The organism is Serratia sp. JSRIV002 (genome assembly GCF_019968725.1).
In the GTDB taxonomy this organism is placed as follows: domain Bacteria; phylum Pseudomonadota; class Gammaproteobacteria; order Enterobacterales; family Enterobacteriaceae; genus Chania; species Chania fonticola_B.
Window position 1 is genome coordinate 2,879,542 of sequence record NZ_CP074143.1, and the last position, 22,318, is coordinate 2,901,859.

Annotated in this window: 18 protein-coding genes; 10 read left to right on the plus strand and 8 right to left on the minus strand. The window is 53.5% G+C overall.

Annotated elements, in window-relative coordinates; genetic code table 11:
• Window positions 1–94: 94 nt before the first annotated feature.
• Window positions 95–1,600, minus strand: a complete 1,506-nt coding sequence (araA, locus tag KGP26_RS13630; RefSeq protein ID WP_021804520.1) for an L-arabinose isomerase — start codon at window positions 1,598–1,600, stop codon at window positions 95–97.
• 54 nt (window positions 1,601–1,654) lie between these two features.
• A complete protein-coding gene (locus KGP26_RS13635; RefSeq protein ID WP_094981776.1) occupies window positions 1,655–3,334 on the minus strand; it encodes a ribulokinase in 1,680 nt (559 codons plus the stop codon).
• A gap of 359 nt (window positions 3,335–3,693) precedes the next feature.
• On the opposite strand from KGP26_RS13635, the gene KGP26_RS13640 reads away from it, so the two are divergent.
• The 9 genes from KGP26_RS13640 (at window position 3,694) to KGP26_RS13680 (ending at window position 13,792) form a co-directional block, all read left to right on the plus strand.
• The gene (locus tag KGP26_RS13640; RefSeq protein WP_037374918.1) at window positions 3,694–4,677 is read left to right on the plus strand and encodes an arabinose ABC transporter substrate-binding protein; all 984 of its coding nucleotides are present in this window, start codon (window positions 3,694–3,696) and stop codon (window positions 4,675–4,677) included.
• 60 nt (window positions 4,678–4,737) lie between these two features.
• On the plus strand, window positions 4,738–6,261 hold the full coding sequence (gene araG / locus KGP26_RS13645; protein ID WP_179251512.1) for an L-arabinose ABC transporter ATP-binding protein AraG: 1,524 nt from the start codon (window positions 4,738–4,740) through the stop codon (window positions 6,259–6,261).
• Window positions 6,262–6,278: 17 nt separating this feature from the next.
• Window positions 6,279–7,262, plus strand: coding sequence for an L-arabinose ABC transporter permease AraH (gene araH / locus KGP26_RS13650; protein WP_021178049.1), 984 nt, complete (start codon window positions 6,279–6,281; stop codon window positions 7,260–7,262).
• A 329-nt stretch (window positions 7,263–7,591) separates the two neighbouring features.
• A complete protein-coding gene (araC, locus tag KGP26_RS13655) occupies window positions 7,592–8,509 on the plus strand; it encodes an arabinose operon transcriptional regulator AraC (protein WP_059200735.1) in 918 nt (305 codons plus the stop codon).
• A gap of 247 nt (window positions 8,510–8,756) precedes the next feature.
• Window positions 8,757–9,797 (plus strand): oxidoreductase, encoded by a 1,041-nt coding sequence (locus tag KGP26_RS13660; protein ID WP_094981774.1) that lies wholly within the window; start codon window positions 8,757–8,759, stop codon window positions 9,795–9,797.
• A 74-nt stretch (window positions 9,798–9,871) separates the two neighbouring features.
• Window positions 9,872–10,867, plus strand: coding sequence for a bile acid:sodium symporter family protein (locus tag KGP26_RS13665; RefSeq protein WP_021178046.1), 996 nt, complete (start codon window positions 9,872–9,874; stop codon window positions 10,865–10,867).
• 12 nt (window positions 10,868–10,879) lie between these two features.
• Entirely contained in the window at window positions 10,880–11,185 is a 306-nt protein-coding gene (locus KGP26_RS13670) for an NIPSNAP family protein (protein WP_223665571.1), read from the plus strand.
• A gap of 239 nt (window positions 11,186–11,424) precedes the next feature.
• On the plus strand, window positions 11,425–12,558 hold the full coding sequence (locus KGP26_RS13675) for a thioester reductase domain-containing protein (protein ID WP_223665572.1): 1,134 nt from the start codon (window positions 11,425–11,427) through the stop codon (window positions 12,556–12,558).
• Window positions 12,559–12,658: 100 nt separating this feature from the next.
• The gene (locus KGP26_RS13680) at window positions 12,659–13,792 is read left to right on the plus strand and encodes an MFS transporter (RefSeq protein WP_245398324.1); all 1,134 of its coding nucleotides are present in this window, start codon (window positions 12,659–12,661) and stop codon (window positions 13,790–13,792) included.
• A 14-nt stretch (window positions 13,793–13,806) separates the two neighbouring features.
• Here KGP26_RS13680 and KGP26_RS13685 read toward each other — a convergent pair whose 3' ends face one another.
• From KGP26_RS13685 to malX, 6 genes are all read right to left on the minus strand, one after another.
• The gene (locus tag KGP26_RS13685; RefSeq protein ID WP_223665573.1) at window positions 13,807–14,709 is read right to left on the minus strand and encodes a LysR family transcriptional regulator; all 903 of its coding nucleotides are present in this window, start codon (window positions 14,707–14,709) and stop codon (window positions 13,807–13,809) included.
• A 230-nt stretch (window positions 14,710–14,939) separates the two neighbouring features.
• The gene (add, locus tag KGP26_RS13690) at window positions 14,940–15,938 is read right to left on the minus strand and encodes an adenosine deaminase (protein WP_021804509.1); all 999 of its coding nucleotides are present in this window, start codon (window positions 15,936–15,938) and stop codon (window positions 14,940–14,942) included.
• Window positions 15,939–16,127: 189 nt separating this feature from the next.
• Complete coding sequence (locus KGP26_RS13695; protein WP_021804508.1) at window positions 16,128–17,102, minus strand: GlxA family transcriptional regulator; 975 nt, start codon at window positions 17,100–17,102, stop codon at window positions 16,128–16,130.
• Between the two features lie 115 nt (window positions 17,103–17,217).
• On the minus strand, window positions 17,218–17,997 hold the full coding sequence (locus KGP26_RS13700) for an MBL fold metallo-hydrolase (RefSeq protein WP_223499455.1): 780 nt from the start codon (window positions 17,995–17,997) through the stop codon (window positions 17,218–17,220).
• Window positions 17,998–18,241: 244 nt separating this feature from the next.
• On the minus strand, window positions 18,242–19,423 hold the full coding sequence (locus KGP26_RS13705; RefSeq protein ID WP_223665574.1) for a MalY/PatB family protein: 1,182 nt from the start codon (window positions 19,421–19,423) through the stop codon (window positions 18,242–18,244).
• Between the two features lie 47 nt (window positions 19,424–19,470).
• Window positions 19,471–21,054, minus strand: a complete 1,584-nt coding sequence (gene malX, locus KGP26_RS13710; RefSeq protein ID WP_223665575.1) for a maltose/glucose-specific PTS transporter subunit IIBC — start codon at window positions 21,052–21,054, stop codon at window positions 19,471–19,473.
• A gap of 224 nt (window positions 21,055–21,278) precedes the next feature.
• Here malX and KGP26_RS13715 point away from each other — a divergent pair, with 224 nt between their 5' ends.
• Complete coding sequence (locus KGP26_RS13715; protein ID WP_037374777.1) at window positions 21,279–22,310, plus strand: Mal regulon transcriptional regulator MalI; 1,032 nt, start codon at window positions 21,279–21,281, stop codon at window positions 22,308–22,310.
• Window positions 22,311–22,318 lie beyond the last annotated feature (8 nt).

Consider the following 22,318-nt stretch of genomic DNA (forward strand, 5'->3'; position numbering starts at 1 on the left):
CTCGCTATACGTTAAATATTGAGTCTAGTTTAGGTCGAGTTGAAATGAGTTTGCAACCGGTTTCTGAAACCGGTTGCAGTTTTTGCGGGAGCGTTTAGCGACGGTTGATTTGGTAGTAGGTTTCATTCCAGCGGATTTCGTTCTTGAACGCTGGTAGGGTGGTGTCGTTGTCGATCAGCAGGAATTCGATGTTGTGCATCTCGGCATACAGGCGCAGGTAGTCGGCGTTTAGTGACTGTGAGAACACCGTGTGGTGCGCACCACCTGCCAGGATCCAGGCTTCTGCGGCCGTAGCCAGGGAAGGCTGAGCGCGCCAGATCGCCCGGGCCACCGGCAGCTTAGGTAATGGTTTAGGCTGCTCAATAGTATCAACCTGATTGACCAGCAGGCGGAAACGATCGCCCATATCGATCAGGCTGGCATTCACCGCCGGGCCTGCCGGGGTAGAGAAGATCAGGCGGGCCGGGTCGGCCTTGCCACCGATGCCAAGATATTGAATATCCAGCAGTGGCTTCTGTTCTTTGGCAATGGAAGGGCAGACTTCCAGCATATGGGACCCCACCACCAAATCGTTGCCCGGCTGGAAGTTGTAGGTGTAATCCTCCATAAACGAGGTGCCGCCATTTAAGCCGCTGCCCATCACTTTCATAATGCGCAGCAGGGCCGCGGTTTTCCAGTCGCCCTCACCGGCAAAGCCGTAGCCTTGCTGCATCAGGCGCTGTACCGCTAAACCTGGCAACTGCTTCATGCCGTGCAGCGTTTCAAAGTTGGTAGTGAAGGCGTGGAACTTGCCCTGTTCGAGGAAACGTTTCATGCCCAGTTCGATGGCGGCTGCATCAATCAGGTTCTGCCGTTTGGCCCCGTTAACTTTTGCTACGTCGCTCAGCTCATAGCTGGCTTCGTACTCTTCGATCAGAGCATCGATATCGCCCTTGCTCACTTCATCGATCACGTTGACCAAATCGCCGATGCCATAAGCATCCACGGAATAACCAAACTGGATCTGCGCGGCCACTTTATCGCCATCGGTCACGGCGACCTGGCGCATGTTGTCACCAAAACGCGCCACTTTCAGCTGTTGGCTTTCCTGTTTGGCGCAGGCAACACGCATCCATTGAGCGATTCGCTCCTGGGCATTTTTGTCTTGCCAGTGGCCTGCAATCACGCTGTGCTGCTGGCGCATACGGGCACCGATAAACCCGAACTCGCGGCCTCCGTGGGCGGTCTGGTTCAGGTTCATAAAGTCCATATCCATGCTGTCCCACGGAACCTCAGCATTAAATTGGGTATGGAATTGGAGCAGCGGTTTATCGAGGATAGACAGGCCGGCAATCCACATTTTGGCCGGTGAGAAAGTGTGCAGCCAGGTGATGATGCCGATGCAGTCCTGGTGATAGTTGGCATCACGGCAGACGGTGGTGATTTCGTCCGGCGTGGTGACCAGCGGTTTCAGCACCATCTTCACCGGTAAACCTGCGTCGCGGTTCAGGCTGTTCACGACCTGTTCGGCATTTTCCATCACCTGTTGCAGGGTTTTGGGGCCATAAAGATGCTGGCTGCCGATCACGAACCACACTTCACGTTGCTTAAAGATGTTCATCAAAAACTCCTGGAACTAGAGGTTTTATTGAGCCGAGGGATCTGCCACGGCGTATTAATTTTTGGTGATTGCGGCAAAGCGCGGCTCTGCGGCCTGGCACCACTGTTGATAGCGTTCATAAAGTTGTTGGTAGCGCACGACGTTTGCGGGATCGGGCTGCAAAGTACGTTCAATACTGCAAGCCATATGCTGCTGAGCTTGCGGAACGTCGCTGAAATGCCCGGCGGCTACGGCGGCGAAGATGGCTGCACCCAACGCGCAGCACTGGTCGGAGGCGACAATCTGTAGCGGACGATCCATCACATCGGCGCAAACCTGCATAATCACCGGTGACTTGCGGGCAATACCGCCCAAAGCCAGCACGTTATCGACGGGAATGTCCTGCTGTTCGAAGCACTCCATGATGGCGCGGGCGCCAAATGCCGTTGCGGCGATAAAGCCACCAAACAGCGTGGGCGCATCGGTGCCGAGATTGAGATCGGTGATCACTCCTTTCAGGCGCTGGTTGGCGTAGGGGGTGCGGCGGCCATTGAACCAGTCCAATACCACTGGCAGATGGTCAAGAGACGGGTTTTTGGCCCAGGCGGCGGTCAGGGCGGCCAGCATGTCATGCTCGATTTGTTGCAGCTGTGTCTGGAGTTGCGGTTGCGTCTTGGCGGCTTCACGCAGTGGCCAGCTCAGCAGGCGGCTGAACCAGGCGTACATATCGCCAAAAGCGGATTGCCCGGCCTCCATCCCGATGGTTTGCGGCACCACGCTGCCGTCCACCTGGCCGCAGATGCCGCTGATGGCGCGATCGCCCACGCGCTCACGATCGGCGATCAGAATGTCGCAGGTCGACGTGCCAATCACCTTCACCAGCGTATAAGGCTGCGCTCCGGCTCCCACTGCCCCCATATGACAGTCAAAGGCGCCACCGGACAGCACCACGCTTTCTGATAGCCCAAGCCGTGTGGCCCACTCTTTGCTCAGCGTCCCTACCGGCAAATCGGCAGTGTAGGAACCGTTGAACAGTGGATAGGGCAAATCTTCCACCAGCATCGGATCCAAGGCCGCAAAGAAGGCTTTCGGTGGCAAACCGTCCCAATCCGGATGCCACAGCGTTTTATGCCCAACGCTGCAACGTCCGCGCTTTAACCGATCCGGTGCAGTAGTGCCAGAAAGCAGTGCCGGTACCCAGTCGCATAGCTCAACCCAAGAGGCGGCTGCGTGGCGTACCGCCTCGTCCTGGCGTGAAACGTGCAAGATTTTGGCCCAGAACCACTCAGAGGAATAAACGCCGCCGATATAGCGCGAATAATCGGGGAAATCACCACGGCGACAAAGCTGGTTAATTTCCTCCGCCTCCTCGATGGCGGTGTGGTCTTTCCACAACACAAACATGGCGTTGGGATTGCTGGCAAACTCTGGCCGCAACGCCAACACGTCGCCATATTCATCAATCGGGGCGGGAGTGGAGCCGGTGGAATCAACCCCAATCCCGACCACGCTCTGCCGCTGTTCCTGGCTCATGCGCTGCACTACGGCGACGATGGCTTGCTCCATGGCTTCGATATAGTCGAGTGGATGGTGGCGGAACTGGTTCTGCGCGGCATTACAGAAATCACCACGCTGCCAGCGAGGGTAGTAGACCACCTCGGTATCCAGTTCATTACCGTTTTGACAGTCGACAGCCAGCACCCGCACTGAATCGCTGCCGAAGTCTAATCCCAGGGCAATAGCACCTGCCGTCATGATGCGGACTCCTTACTTGTTAGGTTGAGGTTAACGATAGGAGCGGGACGGGGAGGCAGGTGAGGAAGCATTGGCTGGAAGTATGCACTTTTCTGCTTGCTACAGTGATTTTGTGATGGGGGTCAAAAGTTATCACTTGGTTAAATTTGCTAAATGTATGCACATATCTGCTGTTATCTCGGGATGTGATAGCGCTCTACATTTAACTAACAAATACCGGCTAAAACTGTTTGCGTCTTACCTGAGTCGACGGCAATAAGCGAGATGCAAGGCCATTGCCGTGACAGGATCTCATAATGATAACGTTTTCACGGCGGCCCGATTTTTCTGCCGATGGAAGCAAAACAGCGGAGAGTACCATGCATAAATTCACTAAGGCGTTGGCAGTGATCGGTCTGACGGCGGTTATGTCACATTCAGCTATCGCAGAGACCATGAAACTGGGTTTTTTGGTTAAACAGCCAGAAGAGCCCTGGTTCCAGACCGAATGGAAATTTGCCGACAAGGCGGGTAAAGACCTGGGGTTTGAAGTGATCAAGATTGCCGTGCCGGACGGCGAGAAAACCCTCAATGCCATCGACAGCCTGGCGGCCAGCGGGGCCAAGGGATTTGTTATCTGCACCCCAGACCCAAAACTCGGCTCGGCGATTGTCGCCAAGGCACGCAGCTACGACCTGAAAGTGATCGCGGTTGACGACCAGTTTGTTAATGCCAAAGGCAAGCCGATGGAGAGTGTGCCGTTAGTGATGATGGCGGCCACCAAGATAGGTGAGCGCCAAGGTGCCGAGCTGTGGAAAGAGATGAACAAGCGTGGCTGGAAAGTGGCAGAGACCGGCGTAATGGCGATCACCTCCGATGAACTGGACACGGCACGCCGCCGTACCGGTGGCTCGATGGATGCATTGAAAACCGCGGGTTTCCCAGAACAGCAAATCTACAAGGTACCGACCAAATCCAACGATATCCCAGGGGCGTTTGATGCCGCCAACTCGATGCTGGTGCAGCATCCGGAAGTGAAAAACTGGCTGATCGTCGGGATGAACGACAACACCGTACTGGGCGGCGTGCGTGCCACCGAAGGTCAGGGCTTTAAAGCGCCTAACGTGATCGGCATTGGTATCAACGGCGTCGACGCGGTAAGCGAGCTTTCCAAGAAACAGGCAACCGGCTTCTACGGTTCACTGCTGCCAAGCCCGGATATTCATGGCTACAAGAGCATTCAGATGCTGCATGACTGGGTAGAGAAAGGCGTGGAACCAGAGAAATTCACCGAAGTGACCGACGTGGTGCTGATCACCCGCGACAACTTCCAGGTGGAACTGCAGAAAAAAGGCCTGATGTAAGGAGCGTGCCGCCTGTACCAAGCGGGCGGCCATTTATCGCACAGCATTGAGGAAAGCACTATGACTGCCGTCACGCCCTATCTGGCTTTTAAAGGCATCGGTAAAAGCTTCCCTGGCGTCAAAGCGCTGGATGATATCAGTTTCAGCTGTCAGGCCGGGCAGATCCACGCCCTGATGGGGGAAAACGGTGCCGGGAAATCGACGCTGCTGAAAATCCTCAGCGGCAATTACGCCCCAAGCAAAGGGGAGATCCACCTCCAGGGGCGAGCCGTACAGTTTGCCAATACCACCGACGCGCTGAACGCCGGGGTGGCGATTATCTACCAGGAACTGCATCTGGTGCCGGAAATGACCGTGGCAGAGAACATTTACCTTGGCCAGTTGCCGACCAAACATGGCCTGGTGGATCGTAAACTGCTGCGTTATGAGTCCCGCTTACAGCTGGAACACCTCGGTTTGGACATCGATCCGGATACTCCGTTGAAGTACCTGTCGATTGGTCAATGGCAGATGGTGGAGATTGCCAAGGCTCTGGCGCGTAACGCCAAAGTGATTGCGTTTGATGAGCCGACCAGTTCGTTGTCGGCACGTGAAATTGAGCAGCTGTTCCGGGTGATCCGCGAGCTGCGGGCTGAAGGGCGAGTGATCCTGTATGTCTCACACCGGATGGAGGAAATCTTTGCGCTGAGTGACGCCATCACCGTGTTTAAGGATGGCCGCTATGTACGTACCTTCGACGATATGCAGCAGGTCAACAATGAAGTGCTGGTGCAGGCGATGGTGGGTCGCGATCTTGGCGATGTTTATGGCTACCAGCCACGCGAGTTGGGAGAAGTGCGGTTGCAGCTTACCGATCTGCAGGCCGTCGGGGTGAAAACGCCTATCAGCCTCAACGTACGCGCTGGCGAAATTGTTGGCCTGTTTGGTCTGGTGGGTGCAGGGCGCAGCGAATTGATGAAAGGGATTTTTGGCGCTACGCGGGTCACTGCGGGCCAATTGATGCTCGATGGCAAGCGGCTTGATGTCCGTTCACCGATCGATGCTATCCGTGCAGGCGTAATGCTGTGCCCGGAAGATCGTAAGGCCGACGGCATCATTCCGGTGCACTCGGTGCGCGACAATATCAACATCAGCGCACGCCGCAAAAGCATCAAGGCGGGCTGCCTGATTGATAACGCCTGGGAAACCAGCAATGCCGATCACCACATCCGCGCGCTGAATATCAAAACCCCCACTGCCGAACAGCTGATCATGAACCTCTCCGGTGGCAATCAACAGAAGGCGATCCTGGGCCGCTGGCTGTCGGAAGAGATGAAGGTGATCCTGCTGGATGAGCCGACACGCGGTATCGACGTTGGCGCAAAACACGAAATCTACCACGTGATTTATCAGCTGGCGCAGCAGGGCATTGCGGTGCTGTTCGCCTCCAGCGATTTGCCCGAAGTGCTGGGGCTGGCGGATCGCATCATAGTGATGCGTGAAGGGGCGATCTCTGGCGAGTTGACCCATAGCGAGGCCACTGAGGAAAAAGCCCTCAGCCTGGCGATGTTACGTACCCCCGATATTGCTGCGGCGATAGCCTGATTGTGAAGGAGCAAGAGATGTCGAGCATGACAACCAATTCTGTGAAAAACCGCGGTGGCCTTGGGTTGGCGCGTATCTGGGACAGCTATGGCATGCTGGTGGTATTCGCCGTGCTGTTTGTCGCCTGCGTGGCGTTCGTGCCGAATTTTGGCAGTTTTATCAATATGAAAGGCCTGGGGCTGGCGATCTCTATGTCCGGGATGGTGGCGTGTGGCATGCTGTTTTGTCTGGCCTCAGGTGATTTTGACCTGTCGGTGGCGTCGGTTATCGCCTGTGCGGGTGTCACCGCGGCGGTGGTGATCAACATGACCGAGAGCCTGTGGATCGGCGTGGCTGCCGGTTTGCTGTTAGGTGTGCTCTCTGGGCTGATCAATGGTTTTGTGATCGCCCGGCTGAAGATTAACGCGCTGATCACCACGTTGGCCACCATGCAGATCTTCCGCGGCTTGGCCTATATCATTTCCGATGGGAAAGCGGTGGGGATCGAAGATGAGCGGTTCTTTGCGCTCGGCTATGCCAACTGGTGGGGGCTGCCTGCACCGATTTGGATCACTATCGGCTGTCTTATCCTGTTTGGTTTCCTGCTCAATAAAACCACCTTTGGCCGTAATACCCTGGCTATCGGTGGCAACGAGGAGGCGGCTCGTCTGGCCGGGGTGCCGGTAGTGCGTACCAAGATCATCATCTTTGTGCTTTCCGGACTGGTATCTGCCGCTGCGGGCATTATTCTGGCTTCGCGTATGACCAGCGGCCAGCCGATGACCTCCATCGGTTATGAGCTGATCGTGATCTCCGCCTGCGTGCTGGGGGGCGTTTCGCTCAAAGGCGGCATCGGCAAAATTTCCTACGTTATCGCCGGGATCCTGATCCTGGGTACGGTGGAGAACGCCATGAACCTGCTGAACATCTCGCCGTTCTCGCAGTATGTGGTGCGCGGCGTGATCCTGCTGGCCGCGGTGATTTTTGACCGCTACAAGCAACAAGCGAAGAGCAGGGCGTGAAGACCCATCACAATTTTGTGATTGCTATGAGCAGCATTTTGCCGAATGGGTAAACTTGCTATAGGTGGATAGTGTTTTGTCGTTTATTCAGCAATCTCTATTTTCCCCTCACCCCAACCCTCTCCCCAAAGGAGAGGGAGCTGCACGGAGCGCGTGGTTGGCCCGTGCAGCTTCGGTAAGTAGGTAGTAAGAGGAAAGGCAGGTATTACACAGAAAAATCAACGAACTCGATCGGTTCCCTCTCCCTGTGGGAGAGGGTTAGGGTGAGGGAAGCAGACCACTCATCTTGCCAAGTTTTGGGATAAAGAAACGACACATTCGGAGGCCAGATGTATCATCGCATGGTTCAGGAACCCCAACCGAACCCGTTGTTGCCGGGTTACACCTTTAACGCCTACCTGGTTGCCGGGCTGACGCCGATTATGGCAGACGGGCCGCTGGATTTCTTTATCGACCGCCCCGGCGGCATGAAGGGCTACATCCTCAATCTGACCATTAAAGGCCAGGGCAAGGTGTTTGACGGTGAGGAAACGTTTTACTGTAACCCCGGCGATCTCCTGCTGTTTCCGCCCAAGGCGGCGCATAACTATGGCCGATCACCGGATAGTGACTGCTGGTATCACCGTTGGGTGTATTTCCGCCCGCGGGCCTATTGGGCCGACTGGCTGGAATGGCACAGCAAGGCGCATCAGGTGGGGCGTCTGACGTTGCCCAACAACCCGTTGCTGACCGAATTTGACCGTCTGTTTGCCAACATTGAGCAGACCCAACGCTCCGGCCGCCGTTTTGCCGAAGAAATTGGCATGAACCTGCTGGAACGGCTGTTGCTGCGCGCGATGGAGGAGGATCCCCTCAGCCCACAGAAGATTATGGACCCACGGGTGATTGAGGCTTGCCAGTTCATTACCGGCAATCTGGCAGGGGAGCTGCGTATCGATGAAGTGGCCCGCCACGTTTGTCTTTCGCCATCGCGGCTGGCACATCTGTTCCGTGACCAGGTCGGGATAAATATCTTGCGCTGGCGTGAAGATCAGCGAGTGATCCGCGCCAAATTGCTGCTGCAAACTACCCAGGAATCGATTGCCACCATTGGCCGGGTGGTTGGCTATGACGATCAACTCTATTTTTCCCGGGTGTTTCGTAAGCGAGTTGGCGTCAGCCCCAGCGATTTTCGCCGCCGTAGCCTGGAGATCAACTACCCGGTGAACCATTCCCGGGATCGGCCACTGATTGCCGCATCCCGTTAATCGGCCAACGGATACGATCGTTGTTGGGGGCGCCGCGTGCAGCGCCCGCTTTGTTGTATTGCCCGTGTATTATCGATTTGCATTTAGCTCTTGTTCCAGCCCGCATGATGGTGTCAAATCGCATCAATCCCTACTTCATTTTTCTAGCGGCAACACTCAGGGGTGGCTTTCTTGCCCCAACTTACACGGACGTAGCATTTCATCTGCCTGGAATTGATGCGTATATCGCCCTGTATGAGGAAACAAGATGTCTGAAACAATCCGCGTTGGCCTGGTGGGCTATGGTTACGCCAGCAAGACCTTTCATGCTCCGCTGATCGCAGGAACCCCTGGCATGGCGTTGGCTGCCGTTTCCAGCAGCGACGCCGGTAAAGTCCACGCTGACTGGCCGATGATGACGGTGGTCAGCGACCCGCAGGCGCTGTTTAACGATCCCTCGATTGACCTGATTGTCATTCCAACCCCGAACGATACCCATTTCCCGCTGGCGCAACAGGCGATGGCGGCGGGCAAGCATGTGGTGGTCGATAAACCGTTTACCGTGACACTGTCACAGGCGCAGCAGCTACAACAGCAGGCAGAGCAGAGTGGACAACTGCTTTCAGTGTTTCACAACCGCCGCTGGGACAGCGATTTCCTGACCTTAAAAGCCTTGCTGAAAGACGGCGCTTTAGGGGAAGTAGTCTATTTTGAATCCCATTTCGATCGTTTCCGCCCGGAAGTCCGCCAGCGCTGGCGTGAGCAAGGTGGGGCTGGCAGCGGTATTTGGTACGATCTGGGGCCGCATCTGATCGACCAGGCGTTGCAGCTATTTGGCAAGCCACAAACGCTGTTTGTCGATCTCGGCGAGCTACGCCCGGGTTCACAATCGGTAGATTACTTCCATGCGGTGCTTAATTACGGCCATCGGCGTGTGGTGCTGCATGGCACGGTACTGGCAGCGGCAGAAACCGCCCGTTACATTGTGCACGGTACACAGGGCAGCTTTATCAAGTATGGTCTGGATCCCCAGGAAGACCGCCTGAAAGCCGGTGAGCGTTTGCCGCAGGCCGACTGGGGTTACGACATGCGCGACGGAGTGGTGACGTTGTCACGTGACGGTATGCTGGCGGAACAGCCGCTGTTGACCATTCCGGGCAATTACCCGGCCTATTACGCCGCCATTCGCGACGCAATTTCCGGTGCCGGTGCCAACCCGGTTCCAGCCAGCGAGGCGATACAGGTCATGGAAATGATCGAGCTGGGCATTGAGTCGGCCAAACAGCAAAAAGCGCTACCGGTCAGCTAATATCAATAATAACAGTAGGGTTCAGAGCGCTTCTGAACCCTTTTTACGTATTAAATAGCAAGGAATTTTGCAGGATGTCCTGGTTACAACGTCTACGTATCGACAAGTTTTTACTGGTACTGCTGATGGTGGTGCTGTTGGCCTCATTGCTACCCTGTGAAGGGATTTGGCAGACTTTCTTCGAACATTTAACTACCGCCGCGATAGCCTTGTTGTTCTTCATGCACGGGGCGAAACTCTCCCGTGAGGCGATCGTTGCCGGCATGAGCCACTGGAAGCTGCACCTGGTGGTGTTTCTCAGTACCTTTGCGCTCTTCCCCTTGTTAGGGTTGTCGATGAACCTGCTGGTGCCGGGCTTGATGACGCCTACCGTTTATCTGGGTTTCCTCTATCTGTGTGCTTTGCCTGCCACGGTTCAATCGGCAATCGCCTTCACCTCCGCAGCAGGAGGGAACGTGGCGGCGGCGATCTGCAGCGCTTCGGCATCCAGCATTCTTGGGGTATTCCTGTCTCCGCTGCTGGTGGGGGCATTGATGCATACGCAAGGAGGCAATACTGACGTACTGCATGCCATTGGCTCGATTATTCTGCAACTGATGGTGCCGTTTGTTATTGGCCATCTGGCGCGCCCGCTGATTGGCAAATGGATCGATCGCCATCGTAAACTGATTAACCTCACCGACCGTTCCTCGATCCTGCTGGTGGTCTATACCGCGTTCAGCGCGGCGGTGGTTGAGGGGATTTGGCACACCATTGACGGCTGGTCGCTGCTGACGATCCTGGTGATGTCGCTGGTGCTGTTGGCGGTGGTACTGGTTATCAACACCTATGCCGCACGTTGGCTGGGCTTTGATACCGCCGATGAGATCACTATCGTGTTTTGTGGTTCGAAAAAGAGCCTGGCCAACGGCATTCCGATGGCCAACGTGCTATTTCCTGCTGCCGCCGTTGGGGCGATGGTATTACCGTTGATGATTTTCCATCAGGTACAGTTGATGGTATGTGCGGTGCTGGCACAGCGCTATGCGCGTAAAACAGCCCAGCAGCGTGAAGTGGCCGTAACTAAATAACAAGGACGTAGCATGAGCAAGGTAGTCGAGATTTTGCAATATCGTTTACAAGCGGGTAGCGGCGAGCGTTTTCACCACATCATGCAGCATGACAGTGTTCCGCTGCATAGGGCCGCAGGGATCACTGTGCTGGAGTACGGTGTCTCGCTACACGATCCCGATGCCTATTACCTGCTGCGGCAGTTTGACGGCATGGCGGAAATGGAACAGGTATTGCAGGCCTTCTACCGCAGCCAAGCTTGGTTGGAGGGGCCACGAACGGAAATTGTGGCCCTGATCGAGGAGAGCCACCGGGTGGTGCTGCCGTATCAGCCCTGACATGCCGTGGGTTGTGGGCTTAACGGAATTGAATTGTCCGGTCGGGGATTTGGCACTGGTGGATATCGGGATCGGTGCCGTCCCCAACTGGCAAACGGATTTCAGACTTTGGATAAATCTCTTATTTTCTCTGCATGAGCTTTGCGGTATCTGCAAAGCCATTATCTGATTTAATGGTATTCCACTATTGTCACCAGTAAATAAAATAAAAACGGGTTATTTACTATTTGGGTGATAAAATGAAAAATAAAACCAATATATTAATCACAGGGGCAACTGGATTTGTCGGGGCCTACTTGCTTCATGATTTACTTGCCGATGTTTCCGTTGGTAAGATATATATATTATGTCGAAATATTCAGCCGAATAATGAAAGGCAGAGACTGATTGATGCATACCATAAGTTCTCAATTGATAGCTTGGATGTACTGGTCTATACCAAAAACATCCATATGATAGAAGGAGATATCACGCAACCATCTCTTGGTATCAACAAAGTGCATTATAAAGAACCCTGCAAAGAAGTTGATGTTATCTATCATATTGCTGCTCGTGTCAATCACATAAGATCTTATGAAGCCCTCAAGAGTGCCAATGTTGATAGCCTCGCTGATATTATTTCGATGGCGCGGACAGGAAAAAAAAAGATAGTCAACTTTGTATCAACATTGGGTTCTGCAGCTAAAAAAGACACACAGGGTTTTTATGTTGAGGAACTTCCTGATCGCACACCTTGGCATTCAGATATGGGGTATTTATTGTCAAAGTGGGAAGCTGAAAAGTTACTTTCTTGCTTCCAGAATGAAGGGGGCAAAGCCAACCTATTCCGCCTTGGTTACATCTCCGGCCACAGCAAAACTGGTGCTGCGCTATTTGCTAATAATCAATTTATGTTGTTTGTAAAAAGTTGTATTCAATTAGGATATGCACCTGAACTTGCACGAACAATTAATTTTACCCCAATCGACTATACGGCAGCCTTAATGAGCCAGCTAAAATATAGATGTCAGGGTGGAGAAGTGTTAAATCTTTTTAATTACAATGGGCTAATTCATTGGAATGGTATTGTAAACTGGCTGAATGCCAGAGGGTACAATATTAAAATCATACCTTTTTATGAATGGCAGAGTAAGCTGCTAGCGGATAATGATGAAAATGCATTGTACAAGTTCCTACCTCTTTATGGTTCTGAAGGCGCACACGACAAAATATTACGATTTGGCCGGGAAATTGAAAGGTTCCGCTACAAAGAAGTCAAGGAGGCCACCGAATCAGCCAGATATGTGTTGCCTTCACTGAAGTATGAACTTCTTGATCGTTATCTCGGTTACTTACAGGAACAAAAATTCTTGCCTGTTCCCCCAGGGAGGTAGGGCTCATTTTAATTCTACTGAAGCAGTTAATGATAATGGTGAATTTACTATGATAGATACAAGGGTTTACTTTTCGTTAGCCTGTTTGTGTGCTCTGTCTGTGGCGAATATTTATTATAACCAACCGTTACTGGCGTTATTTTCCAGGGAATTCAGCGCAGATGCCAAGACGGTAGGCTCAATTGCGATGGTTGTTCAGTTATCTTACGCTGCAGGATTGGTCTTTTTTGTCCCCTTGGGCGATCGCGTTGTGCGGCGGAGACTGCTGGGTATTTTACTGGGGATTAATGCCGCTGCCTCACTGTTCGCTGCTATGGCTCAAGATATTGCACAACTACTGATAAGTCATATCGCCATTGGTATGACCGCAGTAGGTGCACAAATAATTATTCCAATGGCGACTTTGTTGGCGCCCCCAGAACAGCGGGGGCGGGCTGTCGGAATAGTGATGAGTGGACTGATGGCTGGAGTGCTGTTTGCTCGTATCCTTTCAGGCGTTATTGGCGAGCACTGGGGATGGCGTGCTATGTACATCATAGCAGCGGCCATCAATGCGATAATGATCGCGATAATCTATCGCTTTCTGCCTCATAACTGCCCATCAAAAAATCCGATGCCTTACCGGCAGTTAATCGTATCGCTCTTAACCTATTTCCGGCAAGAGAGCGAGTTACGCAAAGCCTGTCTGTCTGGAGCCTTACTGTTTGGCTCTTTCAGTGCACTATGGGGGGCTTTGGCTTTGCTTCTGTCTCGTCCTCCTTATCATTTCGGTAGTGATATTGTTGGAGCTTTCGGTTTTGCTGGAATCGCAGGGATCCTGATGACACCGATCATCGGTAATTTGGCGGACAGATACACGCCACAGACGATTGTTTTTTTAGGCAGCCTCTGCGCTATAGTCGGTTTTTTACTGTTGGCAATGTCAGGACACTATTTGACCGCACTCATCATCAGCGTCATTTTTCTAGATGTTGGGGGACGTGCAGGCCTGGTTGGCAATCAGTTACGCGCTCTGGCATTGTCAGAAGCTGCCCGCAGTCGGCTCAATACTGTTTTTATGTTTTGCTATTTTCTCGGCGGAGCCTTTGGCACAAGTATAGGCGCAGAGCTAAGCCTGCGATTTGGATGGTTTGGCATTGCGTTGCTTGGCGTTATCACTTCCCTGATCGTCATGTTCTTAAACTTCACAGGTATGTTGTCTTTGTTCCGTCGACCGTCTCCCCCTTCTTCATAACATGAGGATTATTTCTAAGGTTTCCCCAATTCGTTGGCCAGGTGTTTATGTAGTGCCTGAAGAAACGCTGTCAACCTAGGGGAAATTTTTGGTTCGGCACGTAAGAGGTGGATTTCCTGAGTCTGCCGCTGAGGATCATCAAAGACTTTCACGAGTCGTCCTGCGTTGATATCAGTACCGACCACCCAGTTAGGAAGGAATGCAATACCTAATCCATGGACAGCCGAATTGCGCAGTGCATCAAAATCATTGCAGCGTAGATAGATATGATGCTTCCTCTCGGGATCCTGATAGATCACTCTCCGCCAACATATCGAATAGGGATCCTGAAATTTATCTAGCAGATGATGCCCTTCAAGTTCATCAAGCCCGCTTGGATGACCATGGTTTTGCAGATAAAACGGGCTTGCACATGCTATCCAATACTGGTCTGCAATATGCGTGGCATACAGAGCGCTGTCTTTTAGGGGGCCAATTCTGATGACGGCATCAAGCCGTTCGATCGATGGATTGGTCAACCGTTCAGTTAAATCCAGCGCAAGATCAATATCAGGGAAATTTTTCTTGAACTCAGCTAGCCATGGGAATATATGAAGTTTGGCGAAGGTAGGCAAACAGCTAACACGTAAAATTCCTTTCAGCCCTGTATTCATTGAGCCAATTTCACTATACATATCACTGAGAGCATCAAGAATTTTTATTGATCGAAGATATAAGGCCTCTCCGGCATCGGTAAGCATTAGACCACGGGGCGAACGGATAAATAACTTTATCCCCATTACATCTTCAAGCCTGTTTATTTTGCGCATGATCGAGGATGGGTTCACCCCGTGCCTGCGTGCAACAGAAGAAAATGAACCATTTCTGGCAATATCAATAAATAGCGATAAGTTTTCCGTATATCTGTACAAATCCATATGCGCACCATTTATAACTTTAGTTTCTGACGTCTATACTGTTGAGGATAAATGACGAGTTCAAAAATCAACCATAGCACATTTTATTCTGGGGCTATAGTCTGATACTTATGGAGCGAAAACTCATGATTACTGAGTTTTGCGTTTTGAGATGGAAATATCCAGAACGGCCAAGACAAGATCCTGAGAGCAGACCCAACGGCCAGTGCCGCTGAGCCTGCAGCAAGGGATCAGCCAAGCACTTTCGCGCGTAGCGCCTGTTTTTCCTGCTCGCTGAGGAAGGCCATCTTCAGGCCGTTTTCCTGGGCGGTGCGGATTTCTTGCGGCGTTAATCCGGCCTGCGGCGCCGCTACGCGGTATTCGTGTTCAATCTCAATGCCTTGCACAGCTGGATCGTCGGTATTGAGGGAAGCTACCACGCCATGGCGCAGGAAGGTGGCCAGCGGATGTTGTGCCAACGAAGCTACGGTGCTGGTTTGAATATTTGAAGTCAGGCACGACTCAATGCCGATCCCATGCTGCGCCAGATAATCCATCAGTGCTGGATCCTCCACCGCTTTAACCCCGTGCCCAATGCGCTCTGCACCCAACTCACGGATCGCCTGCCAGATGCTTTCTGGACCAGCGGCTTCACCGGCATGAACGGTAATGCGCAGGCCAGCGTCACGTGCACGGTTGAAATGGCTAAGGAACAGGCTGCCAGGGAAGCCTAGCTCATCGCCAGCTAGATCCAACGCGGTGATGCCGTCGCGATGGGTCAGTAGGGCGTCTAGCTCTTGCAGGCAGGCCGCTTCGCCGAAGGTACGGCTCATGATGCCAATCAGGCGTACGTCAATATCGCGGTCGCGGCAACCAGAGCGAATGCCGTCAATCACCGCTTCCACCACGCCAGCCACCGGTAACTGGTGCTTCATCGCCATGTAGTAGGGGGAGAAACGCAGCTCGGCGTAGTGCAACCCGGCATTTGCCGCATCTTCCACGTTTTCATAAGCCACGCGACGGCAGGCATCCAGATCGCCCAGCACCGCGACTCCCCAGTCAAGCTTTTGCAAAAAGCTCATCAGGTCGGGTTCGGTATGGGTGATTTGCACATGGGGAAGCAGGGCAGCCAGCTCGTTGGCTGGCAGGGCTAGGTTGAACTGGCGGCCGAGTTCAAGAATGGTTTGCGCGCGGATGTTACCGTCCAGATGACGGTGAATATCAGTAAGGGGCAAGCGGGAGTCAATCATGGCGGCACTCATTATTTTTGAATAGGTGAAGTGCAGAACAGTATAAAAACAAACGAATGAAAATAGCTATTGAGTTGCATAAAAAAGTGATAATTGTCACATTAAATCGCAAGATCGCCGTTCAGGATAAAGCGACGATGGACTCCCCCATGCGTTTTATATTTAGCCACGGTTCTTTATGGCTTGCGCTCAGGTCTTTTCCAGATCCACAGGCGCAGGGCCACGAAATGCCCGGCGCCATTCGCTTGGGCTGACGCTGAATCTCGCCTTAAAACTCTGGCGGAAAGAAATCGGCGACTGAAACCCCGCCATGTCCGACACACTTTCAATGCTGTCGTCCGTGGTTTCCAGCAATTCCTGGCTTCTTTGCAGACGCTCTGCGTTAAGCCATTCTCCCAGCGTGGTTCCGGTTGCCTTGAAAAAATGACGGGTCAACGTTCGCCGGCTCATGCTGACAAACCCGGCCAGTGAGTCGAGATCGTGCGGCTTGTCCAGATTGCGACGCAGGTAGTCCATCAACTCGTTCATTTTGCTGTCACGCGTCGATACCGGTATGGGGCGTTCAATAAACTGAGCCTGACCGCCTTCCCGGTAGGGAGGAACAACCATTCTTCGTGCCACCCGGTTGGCAACCGCAGTTCCGTAATGGTCACGGATAATATTCAGGCAGCAGTCAATGCCGGCGGCGGTGCCGGCAGAGGTAATAAGACGTTCATCACTGGTATACAGCGAGTTGCTGTCCAGATGCACGGCGGGAAATCTTTCAATAAAGTCCTGTTCGTACTCCCAGTGCGTTGCGGCGCGGTGCCGATCAAGCAAACCGGAATAGGCCAGCACGTAAGCGCCGAGACAAAGGCCCACCACTTCTGCGCCGCGCTGCCATGCGCTTATGAGCTTATCCAGCAGCGCCTGCGAGGGTCTTTCTTCAGGATGATGCCAGTAGGGCACGATAACAATGTCTGCGACATCAAGCCGCTCAAGGCCATGCTCCACATTGATGGACAGGCCAATATCAGACAGAACGATGCCCGGTTGTTCAGCACAGATTTCGACGCTGAATAAATCCGGCTGCGGCATCGACTGTCCGAAAATAATACAGGGCACTGAAAAGTGAAACGGGCTAAATCCGGCCGTGGCGATCACGGCGACCGTCAGTGTAGACATAACGTTAACCTTACCGTAAATGACAACCGCCGGATCACCGACGGCTAACATGCTGATTTTGACTGACCAAAGGATTCGTAATGGCATCCTTCCCTCAATCAGACGGCGTGATTGATCAGAACGCCATTGTTTCACCGTCTACAGGAATAAGCACTCGATCATCAATGCTGTGTTCAAGGGTGAACTCTTTTAACTCCGCGCGCGTAAGAAGGCAATGGTTAATCGATTCCATATGAGACGCCACGATGGTGGCAGTCGGCAACATCTGTAGCGTGCGCAGCGTGTCCTCTTTGCCCATGATAATCGGGCCGTAAAGGTCGTTGACAGCATAGCCGGTGTTTAGCACCACAATCTCCGGCTTGAAGCGTTGCAGGCTTCTTACATAAGGTTTAACCCAGACGGTATCACCCGCGATATAAAGTGTTTTTTCATCATGATGAGTGAAGACCAGCCCGCATGCATCACCCAGTAAATCACCCCATTGGGCATCTGCGTACAATTCGTTACTGCCGTGCTGGCCGTCCGTTTTATAAATAGTCAGACCGTCAACGAAATGATTTTCATCTTGCAGCACGCGAATGTTGCGAAAGCCCTGGGAACGGATCAGCGCCGCGTCGTTCTCATCCTGCGTGTAGATAAGCATGTCTTTGGGTACAGCCTGCTGTGCCGCCTCATCCCAGTGATCGGTGTGGGTGTGGGTCAGGATAACGGCATCAACAGCCAGTAAATGCTCTACGGCCACAGGCAAAGCAACCATGGGATTACGCAGGTGCGGGCGAGCATTCCCGGCAAAGCCATCCCAGGCTTCCTTTTCTGCCAGCATCGGGTCGATAAGAAATTTTTTACCGGAATATTCCAGCACGAGCGTAGCATTGCGGATTTGCGTTAATTTCATCGATTGCTCCAGTCATTCATCAGATATTGAGGCTAATCCATCGTGTTTGCGGTTGTCCGACAGGATGGATGCGAGTGGGCTTACTATAAAATGGGGCAGGGATAAGCCGTGACATGCTCTCGGGTCATTAGTCGATGAAATCAGGTCAATCGCAATGGTTCTGGTTTAAACGGGTAGCCTGACAATGCTGAGGGGCGTTGACGCTCAATGAAAAACCAGGGGCATTACGCCCCTGGCGATATGACTATTTGGCGTCCAGGACAAATTGCAACGCGGCGATCAGCTTATCCATCCCGGCCTCAACCTTGCTGCGCGGGCAGCCGACGTTCAGGCGCAGGAAACCACGGCCCTCTTCGCCATAGGTAAAGCCTGGCATGATGGCGACTTTCTCTCGTTCGATCAGCACCTGCTGCAATTCGCGGTCGTCAATGCCTAACGGGCGTATATCAATCCATGCCAGATAGGTGGCCTGCGGTGGCTGCCAGTTTAGCTGCGGTAACGCCTGCTTGAGCCGTTCGGCCACGTAGGTCAGGTTATCTTGCAGATAGTCGCGCAGGGCGTCTAGCCAAGGCTCGCCGTGGCGGTAGGCGGCAATATGGGCTACAACTGCCAGCACCGCAGGGGAGGATAATCCATCGCGGCTTTTTAGTGCCTGAACGTAGCTATCCCGCGCACTATCATCGCTGATAATGCCATAGGCCCCGGTGAGCGCCGGAATGTTGAAGGTTTTAGAGCCGGAAGTCAGCAACGCCCACGGGGTGGTGGCCACTTGGCTCCATGGAGTGTGACGATGTTCTCCCCAAACCATATCCATATGGATCTCATCGCTGATCACCTTCACGTCATGGCGTTCGCACAGCTCTGCCATCTGCTCCAGTTCATGCTGTGTCCACACCTTACCAGTGGGGTTTTGCGGGCTGCACAGCAGCAGGATCTTGGTTTGTGGACGGGCCAGCAGGGCTTCCAGATGGGCCATATCGCATTGCCAATCGTTATCCACTTTGTGCAGCGGGCAAGGTAACACCTGACGCTGATTACCCAAGATCACCTTATAGAACGCATCATAGGCTGGTGTATGGGTGACCACATATTCCCCCGGAGCCGACCAGATACGCACCAGCTGCGCCACCATGTAAATCACCGAGGGGCCATAGACCGCCTTGGTCGTATCGATGGGCGCATTGAAGCGTTGTTGATACCAATGCCGCACCGCGCCAAGAAAGTCTTCATGCTGCCAGCGGCTGTAGCCCAACACGCCGTGTTGCAGACGCTGTTGCAGAGCTTCAAGAATGCAGGGGGCGGTGGCGAAATCCATATCGGAGATGGTGAAAGGCAGCAGATCTGCGGTGCCAAAACGGTCGGCGATGTAGTCCCACTGGGTGCACCAGGTACCGTGACGATCTACCGGGGTAGAAAAATCAAACATGTGAAACTCCGAACAAGGGCGCAGCAGGCTGCGCCCGGGGGGGAAGGTTATGCGTTGGCCATCAGTGATTCTAACTCATCTTTCACCGATTGCACCTGCGGGCCAATCACCACTTGCAGGTTATGGTCATTAAGGTGTACCACGCCGATAGCCCGGTTGGCTTTCAGCACCGCATCATCCACCTTGCTCATATCGTTAACTGACATACGCAGGCGGGTAATGCAGTTATCCAGCGAAACGATATTCTCTTTACCGCCCAACGCCGCCAGGATAGCAGGCACGTTATAGCCGGATTTACCCACGGCACCGACAGGGGCGCTCTGTGTAGCGGTGGTTTCCGCCTCACGGCCCGGCGTTTTAATGTTCCAGCGCTGGATGGCGAAGCGGAAGATCGCATAGTAGGCAACAAACCAGATGGCGGCCACCAACGGCACCAGATACCACTTGGTTGCGGTGCCGTGCAGGATACCGAACACCACGAAGTCGATAATGTTGCCGTCGGTGTTACCGATAGTGACGCCCAGCAAGGCCATCACGGTGAAGCCCAGACCGGTCAGAATAGCGTGGATCAGATACAGGAACGGAGCCACAAACAGGAACAGGAACTCGATCGGTTCGGTGGTACCACCGACCACACAAGCCACTACACCGGAAATCAGCAGCCCTTTGATCTTGTGACGGTTCTCCGGTTTGGCACAGTGGTACATGGCTAACGCCGCACCCGGCAGGCCACCGAGGAAGGCAGGCATTTTACCCTGGGACAGGAAGCGGGTAGCGCTTTCGGCAAAGCCGTGGGTGGTTGGACAAGAGAGCTGTGCCTGGAAGATGGTCAAGGCACCGCTGACTTCACGGCCACAAACGTCCAGCGTACCGCCCGCTTCGGTAAAGCGGATCAGCGCTACCAGAATATGGTGCAGCCCGAAGGGCAGCAGCAGACGCTCGCCGGAGCCGAAAATCATCGGCCCAAACATGTCAGCGCCGTTAATCATACGGCCCAACCCGTTAATACCTGCAGCGAACCAAGGCCAGATCAGCGGGATAATCAGGCCGCACAGGCCCAGTACCACAGTGGTGACGATTGGGACGAAGCGAGTACCCCCGAAGAACGCCAGCGCATCCGGCAGGCGGATGGTGTTGAAACGCTCGTGCAGCAGATAAACGATGATCCCGACGATCACCGCACCTAGGATACCGGTATCGATAGACTGAATGCCCAGAATGTTCTGGATGTTATTGGCTTTCAGCACCAGCGGATCGACGGTAGGCAGCACGCCTGACGTAGTCAGGTAGAAGTTGGTCGCCAGGTTCAGCACGGCAAAGCCGACAAAACCAGAGAAGGCGGCCACGCCTTTGTTCTCACGCGCCATGCCCAAAGGAATGGCAATGGCGAACATCACCGGCAGGAAGCTGAAGGCAAAGGAGCCGATCTTGCTCATCCAGGTGAACAGCAGTTGGAAAGCCGGATGACCAATGAAAGGCAGCAACGTGATCACGTCACGGCTGCTTAGTGAGCTACCGATCCCCAGCATGATGCCGCAGAATGAAAGCAGTGCGACGGGCAGCATAAATGTCTTGCCCAGGCTTTGGAAAAACTCCCAAAGCGTAATTTTTTGTTTTTTAGACGCTGGCATAACCGACGACTCCTGGCGAAAAAGCATGCAATGTTGTGTGTACCTGATTAGGTAAAAATAAGATAAAACGTTTTACCTAGTAAAAATGCGTCCCTAATCACAATTATGAACGGTCCTTTGCGGTGACAATACTTATGTGGGTAAATCGTTTTACTGCATTGAGAGATTCGGTATACCATTTGTTATCAGGGTGAAACTCGCCCTGATAGGGCATTGCAGAGGTTATAACCATCAAAAAGATCACTATCACTGACGTCGCACAGTTGGCAGGCGTATCCGTGACCACCGTTTCCCTGGTGCTGAGCGGTAAAGGGCGTATTTCTCCCACCACCATGAGCCGTGTGAATCAGGCGATCGAGCAGCTTGGCTATGTTCGCAACCGTCAGGCCGCGACGCTGCGGGGTGGCGAATCGGGGGTGGTAGGGCTGATCCTGCGTGATATCTGTGAGCCGTTTTATGCCGAGATGACCGCCGGGGTGAGTGAGGTTCTGGAAGCCAATGGCAAAGTGCTGTTTCTGACCCAAAGCGGGCGCGAAGGCAAAGGGCTGATGCGCTGTTTTGATATGCTTCTGGAGCACGGCGTCGACGGCATGGTACTGGCGGGTGGGGTACGAACAGCGAAAGGGCTGAAAGAGAAAGCCGAAGCTCAGGGGGTGCCGCTGGTGTGTGCCGCGCGTTCCAATGGGCTGGAAGGTGTAGACGTGGTGCGGCCAGATAATATGCAGGCCGCGAAAATGGCCACCGAATTTTTGATCAAACGGGGCCATAGCCAGATCGCCTACCTTGGTGGACAAAGCGATTCACTCACCCGCGCCGAACGCCTGGGGGGATTCTGTGCCACCTTGGTGCAATACGGCCTGCCATTCCGCTCAGAGTGGATCGTCGAATGCGATTGTCATCAACGGGCAGCGGCTGAAGCTGCCGAAAACCTGTTGCGTCAGTATCCCAATATCAGTGCGTTGGTGTGCCATAAGGCCTCGGTGGCGTTGGGTGCCTATTTTGGTATCGTGCGCAGTGGCCGTAGTATTGGTTCGGAAGGGATGGACAGTTTCTATGGTCAACAGGTGGCGCTGATCGGTTTTGGCGATGTGCCGGAGGCCGAACTGACCGAACCCCCGCTGACCTTTATCTCCAGCTCGGCTCGTGAGGTTGGACGCAGTGCTGCCCTGCGGCTGTTGCAACGTATTGGCGATGATTCATTGGCCCCGCAGAATGTGATCCTGTCCCCAGAGCTGATCAAGCGCGGATCGGCCTGATCCGCCGC

What these genes read in the sequence shown, in the direction of transcription:
- KGP26_RS13705 (WP_223665574.1), bottom strand. Translation starts at nt 19,423, where the DNA reads ATGTTTGATTTTTCTACCCCGGTAGATCGTCACGGTACCTGGTGCACC.
- KGP26_RS13675 (WP_223665572.1), top strand. Translation starts at nt 11,425, where the DNA reads ATGAAAAATAAAACCAATATATTAATCACAGGGGCAACTGGATTTGTC.
- KGP26_RS13695 (WP_021804508.1), bottom strand. Translation starts at nt 17,102, where the DNA reads ATGTCTACACTGACGGTCGCCGTGATCGCCACGGCCGGATTTAGCCCG.
- KGP26_RS13685 (WP_223665573.1), bottom strand. Translation starts at nt 14,709, where the DNA reads ATGGATTTGTACAGATATACGGAAAACTTATCGCTATTTATTGATATT.
- KGP26_RS13640 (WP_037374918.1), top strand. Translation starts at nt 3,694, where the DNA reads ATGCATAAATTCACTAAGGCGTTGGCAGTGATCGGTCTGACGGCGGTT.
- KGP26_RS13635 (WP_094981776.1), bottom strand. Translation starts at nt 3,334, where the DNA reads ATGACGGCAGGTGCTATTGCCCTGGGATTAGACTTCGGCAGCGATTCA.
- araH (WP_021178049.1), top strand. Translation starts at nt 6,279, where the DNA reads ATGTCGAGCATGACAACCAATTCTGTGAAAAACCGCGGTGGCCTTGGG.
- araG (WP_179251512.1), top strand. Translation starts at nt 4,738, where the DNA reads ATGACTGCCGTCACGCCCTATCTGGCTTTTAAAGGCATCGGTAAAAGC.
- KGP26_RS13665 (WP_021178046.1), top strand. Translation starts at nt 9,872, where the DNA reads ATGTCCTGGTTACAACGTCTACGTATCGACAAGTTTTTACTGGTACTG.
- araC (WP_059200735.1), top strand. Translation starts at nt 7,592, where the DNA reads ATGTATCATCGCATGGTTCAGGAACCCCAACCGAACCCGTTGTTGCCG.
- KGP26_RS13700 (WP_223499455.1), bottom strand. Translation starts at nt 17,997, where the DNA reads ATGAAATTAACGCAAATCCGCAATGCTACGCTCGTGCTGGAATATTCC.
- araA (WP_021804520.1), bottom strand. Translation starts at nt 1,600, where the DNA reads ATGAACATCTTTAAGCAACGTGAAGTGTGGTTCGTGATCGGCAGCCAG.
- KGP26_RS13670 (WP_223665571.1), top strand. Translation starts at nt 10,880, where the DNA reads ATGAGCAAGGTAGTCGAGATTTTGCAATATCGTTTACAAGCGGGTAGC.
- KGP26_RS13660 (WP_094981774.1), top strand. Translation starts at nt 8,757, where the DNA reads ATGTCTGAAACAATCCGCGTTGGCCTGGTGGGCTATGGTTACGCCAGC.
- malX (WP_223665575.1), bottom strand. Translation starts at nt 21,054, where the DNA reads ATGCCAGCGTCTAAAAAACAAAAAATTACGCTTTGGGAGTTTTTCCAA.
- add (WP_021804509.1), bottom strand. Translation starts at nt 15,938, where the DNA reads ATGATTGACTCCCGCTTGCCCCTTACTGATATTCACCGTCATCTGGAC.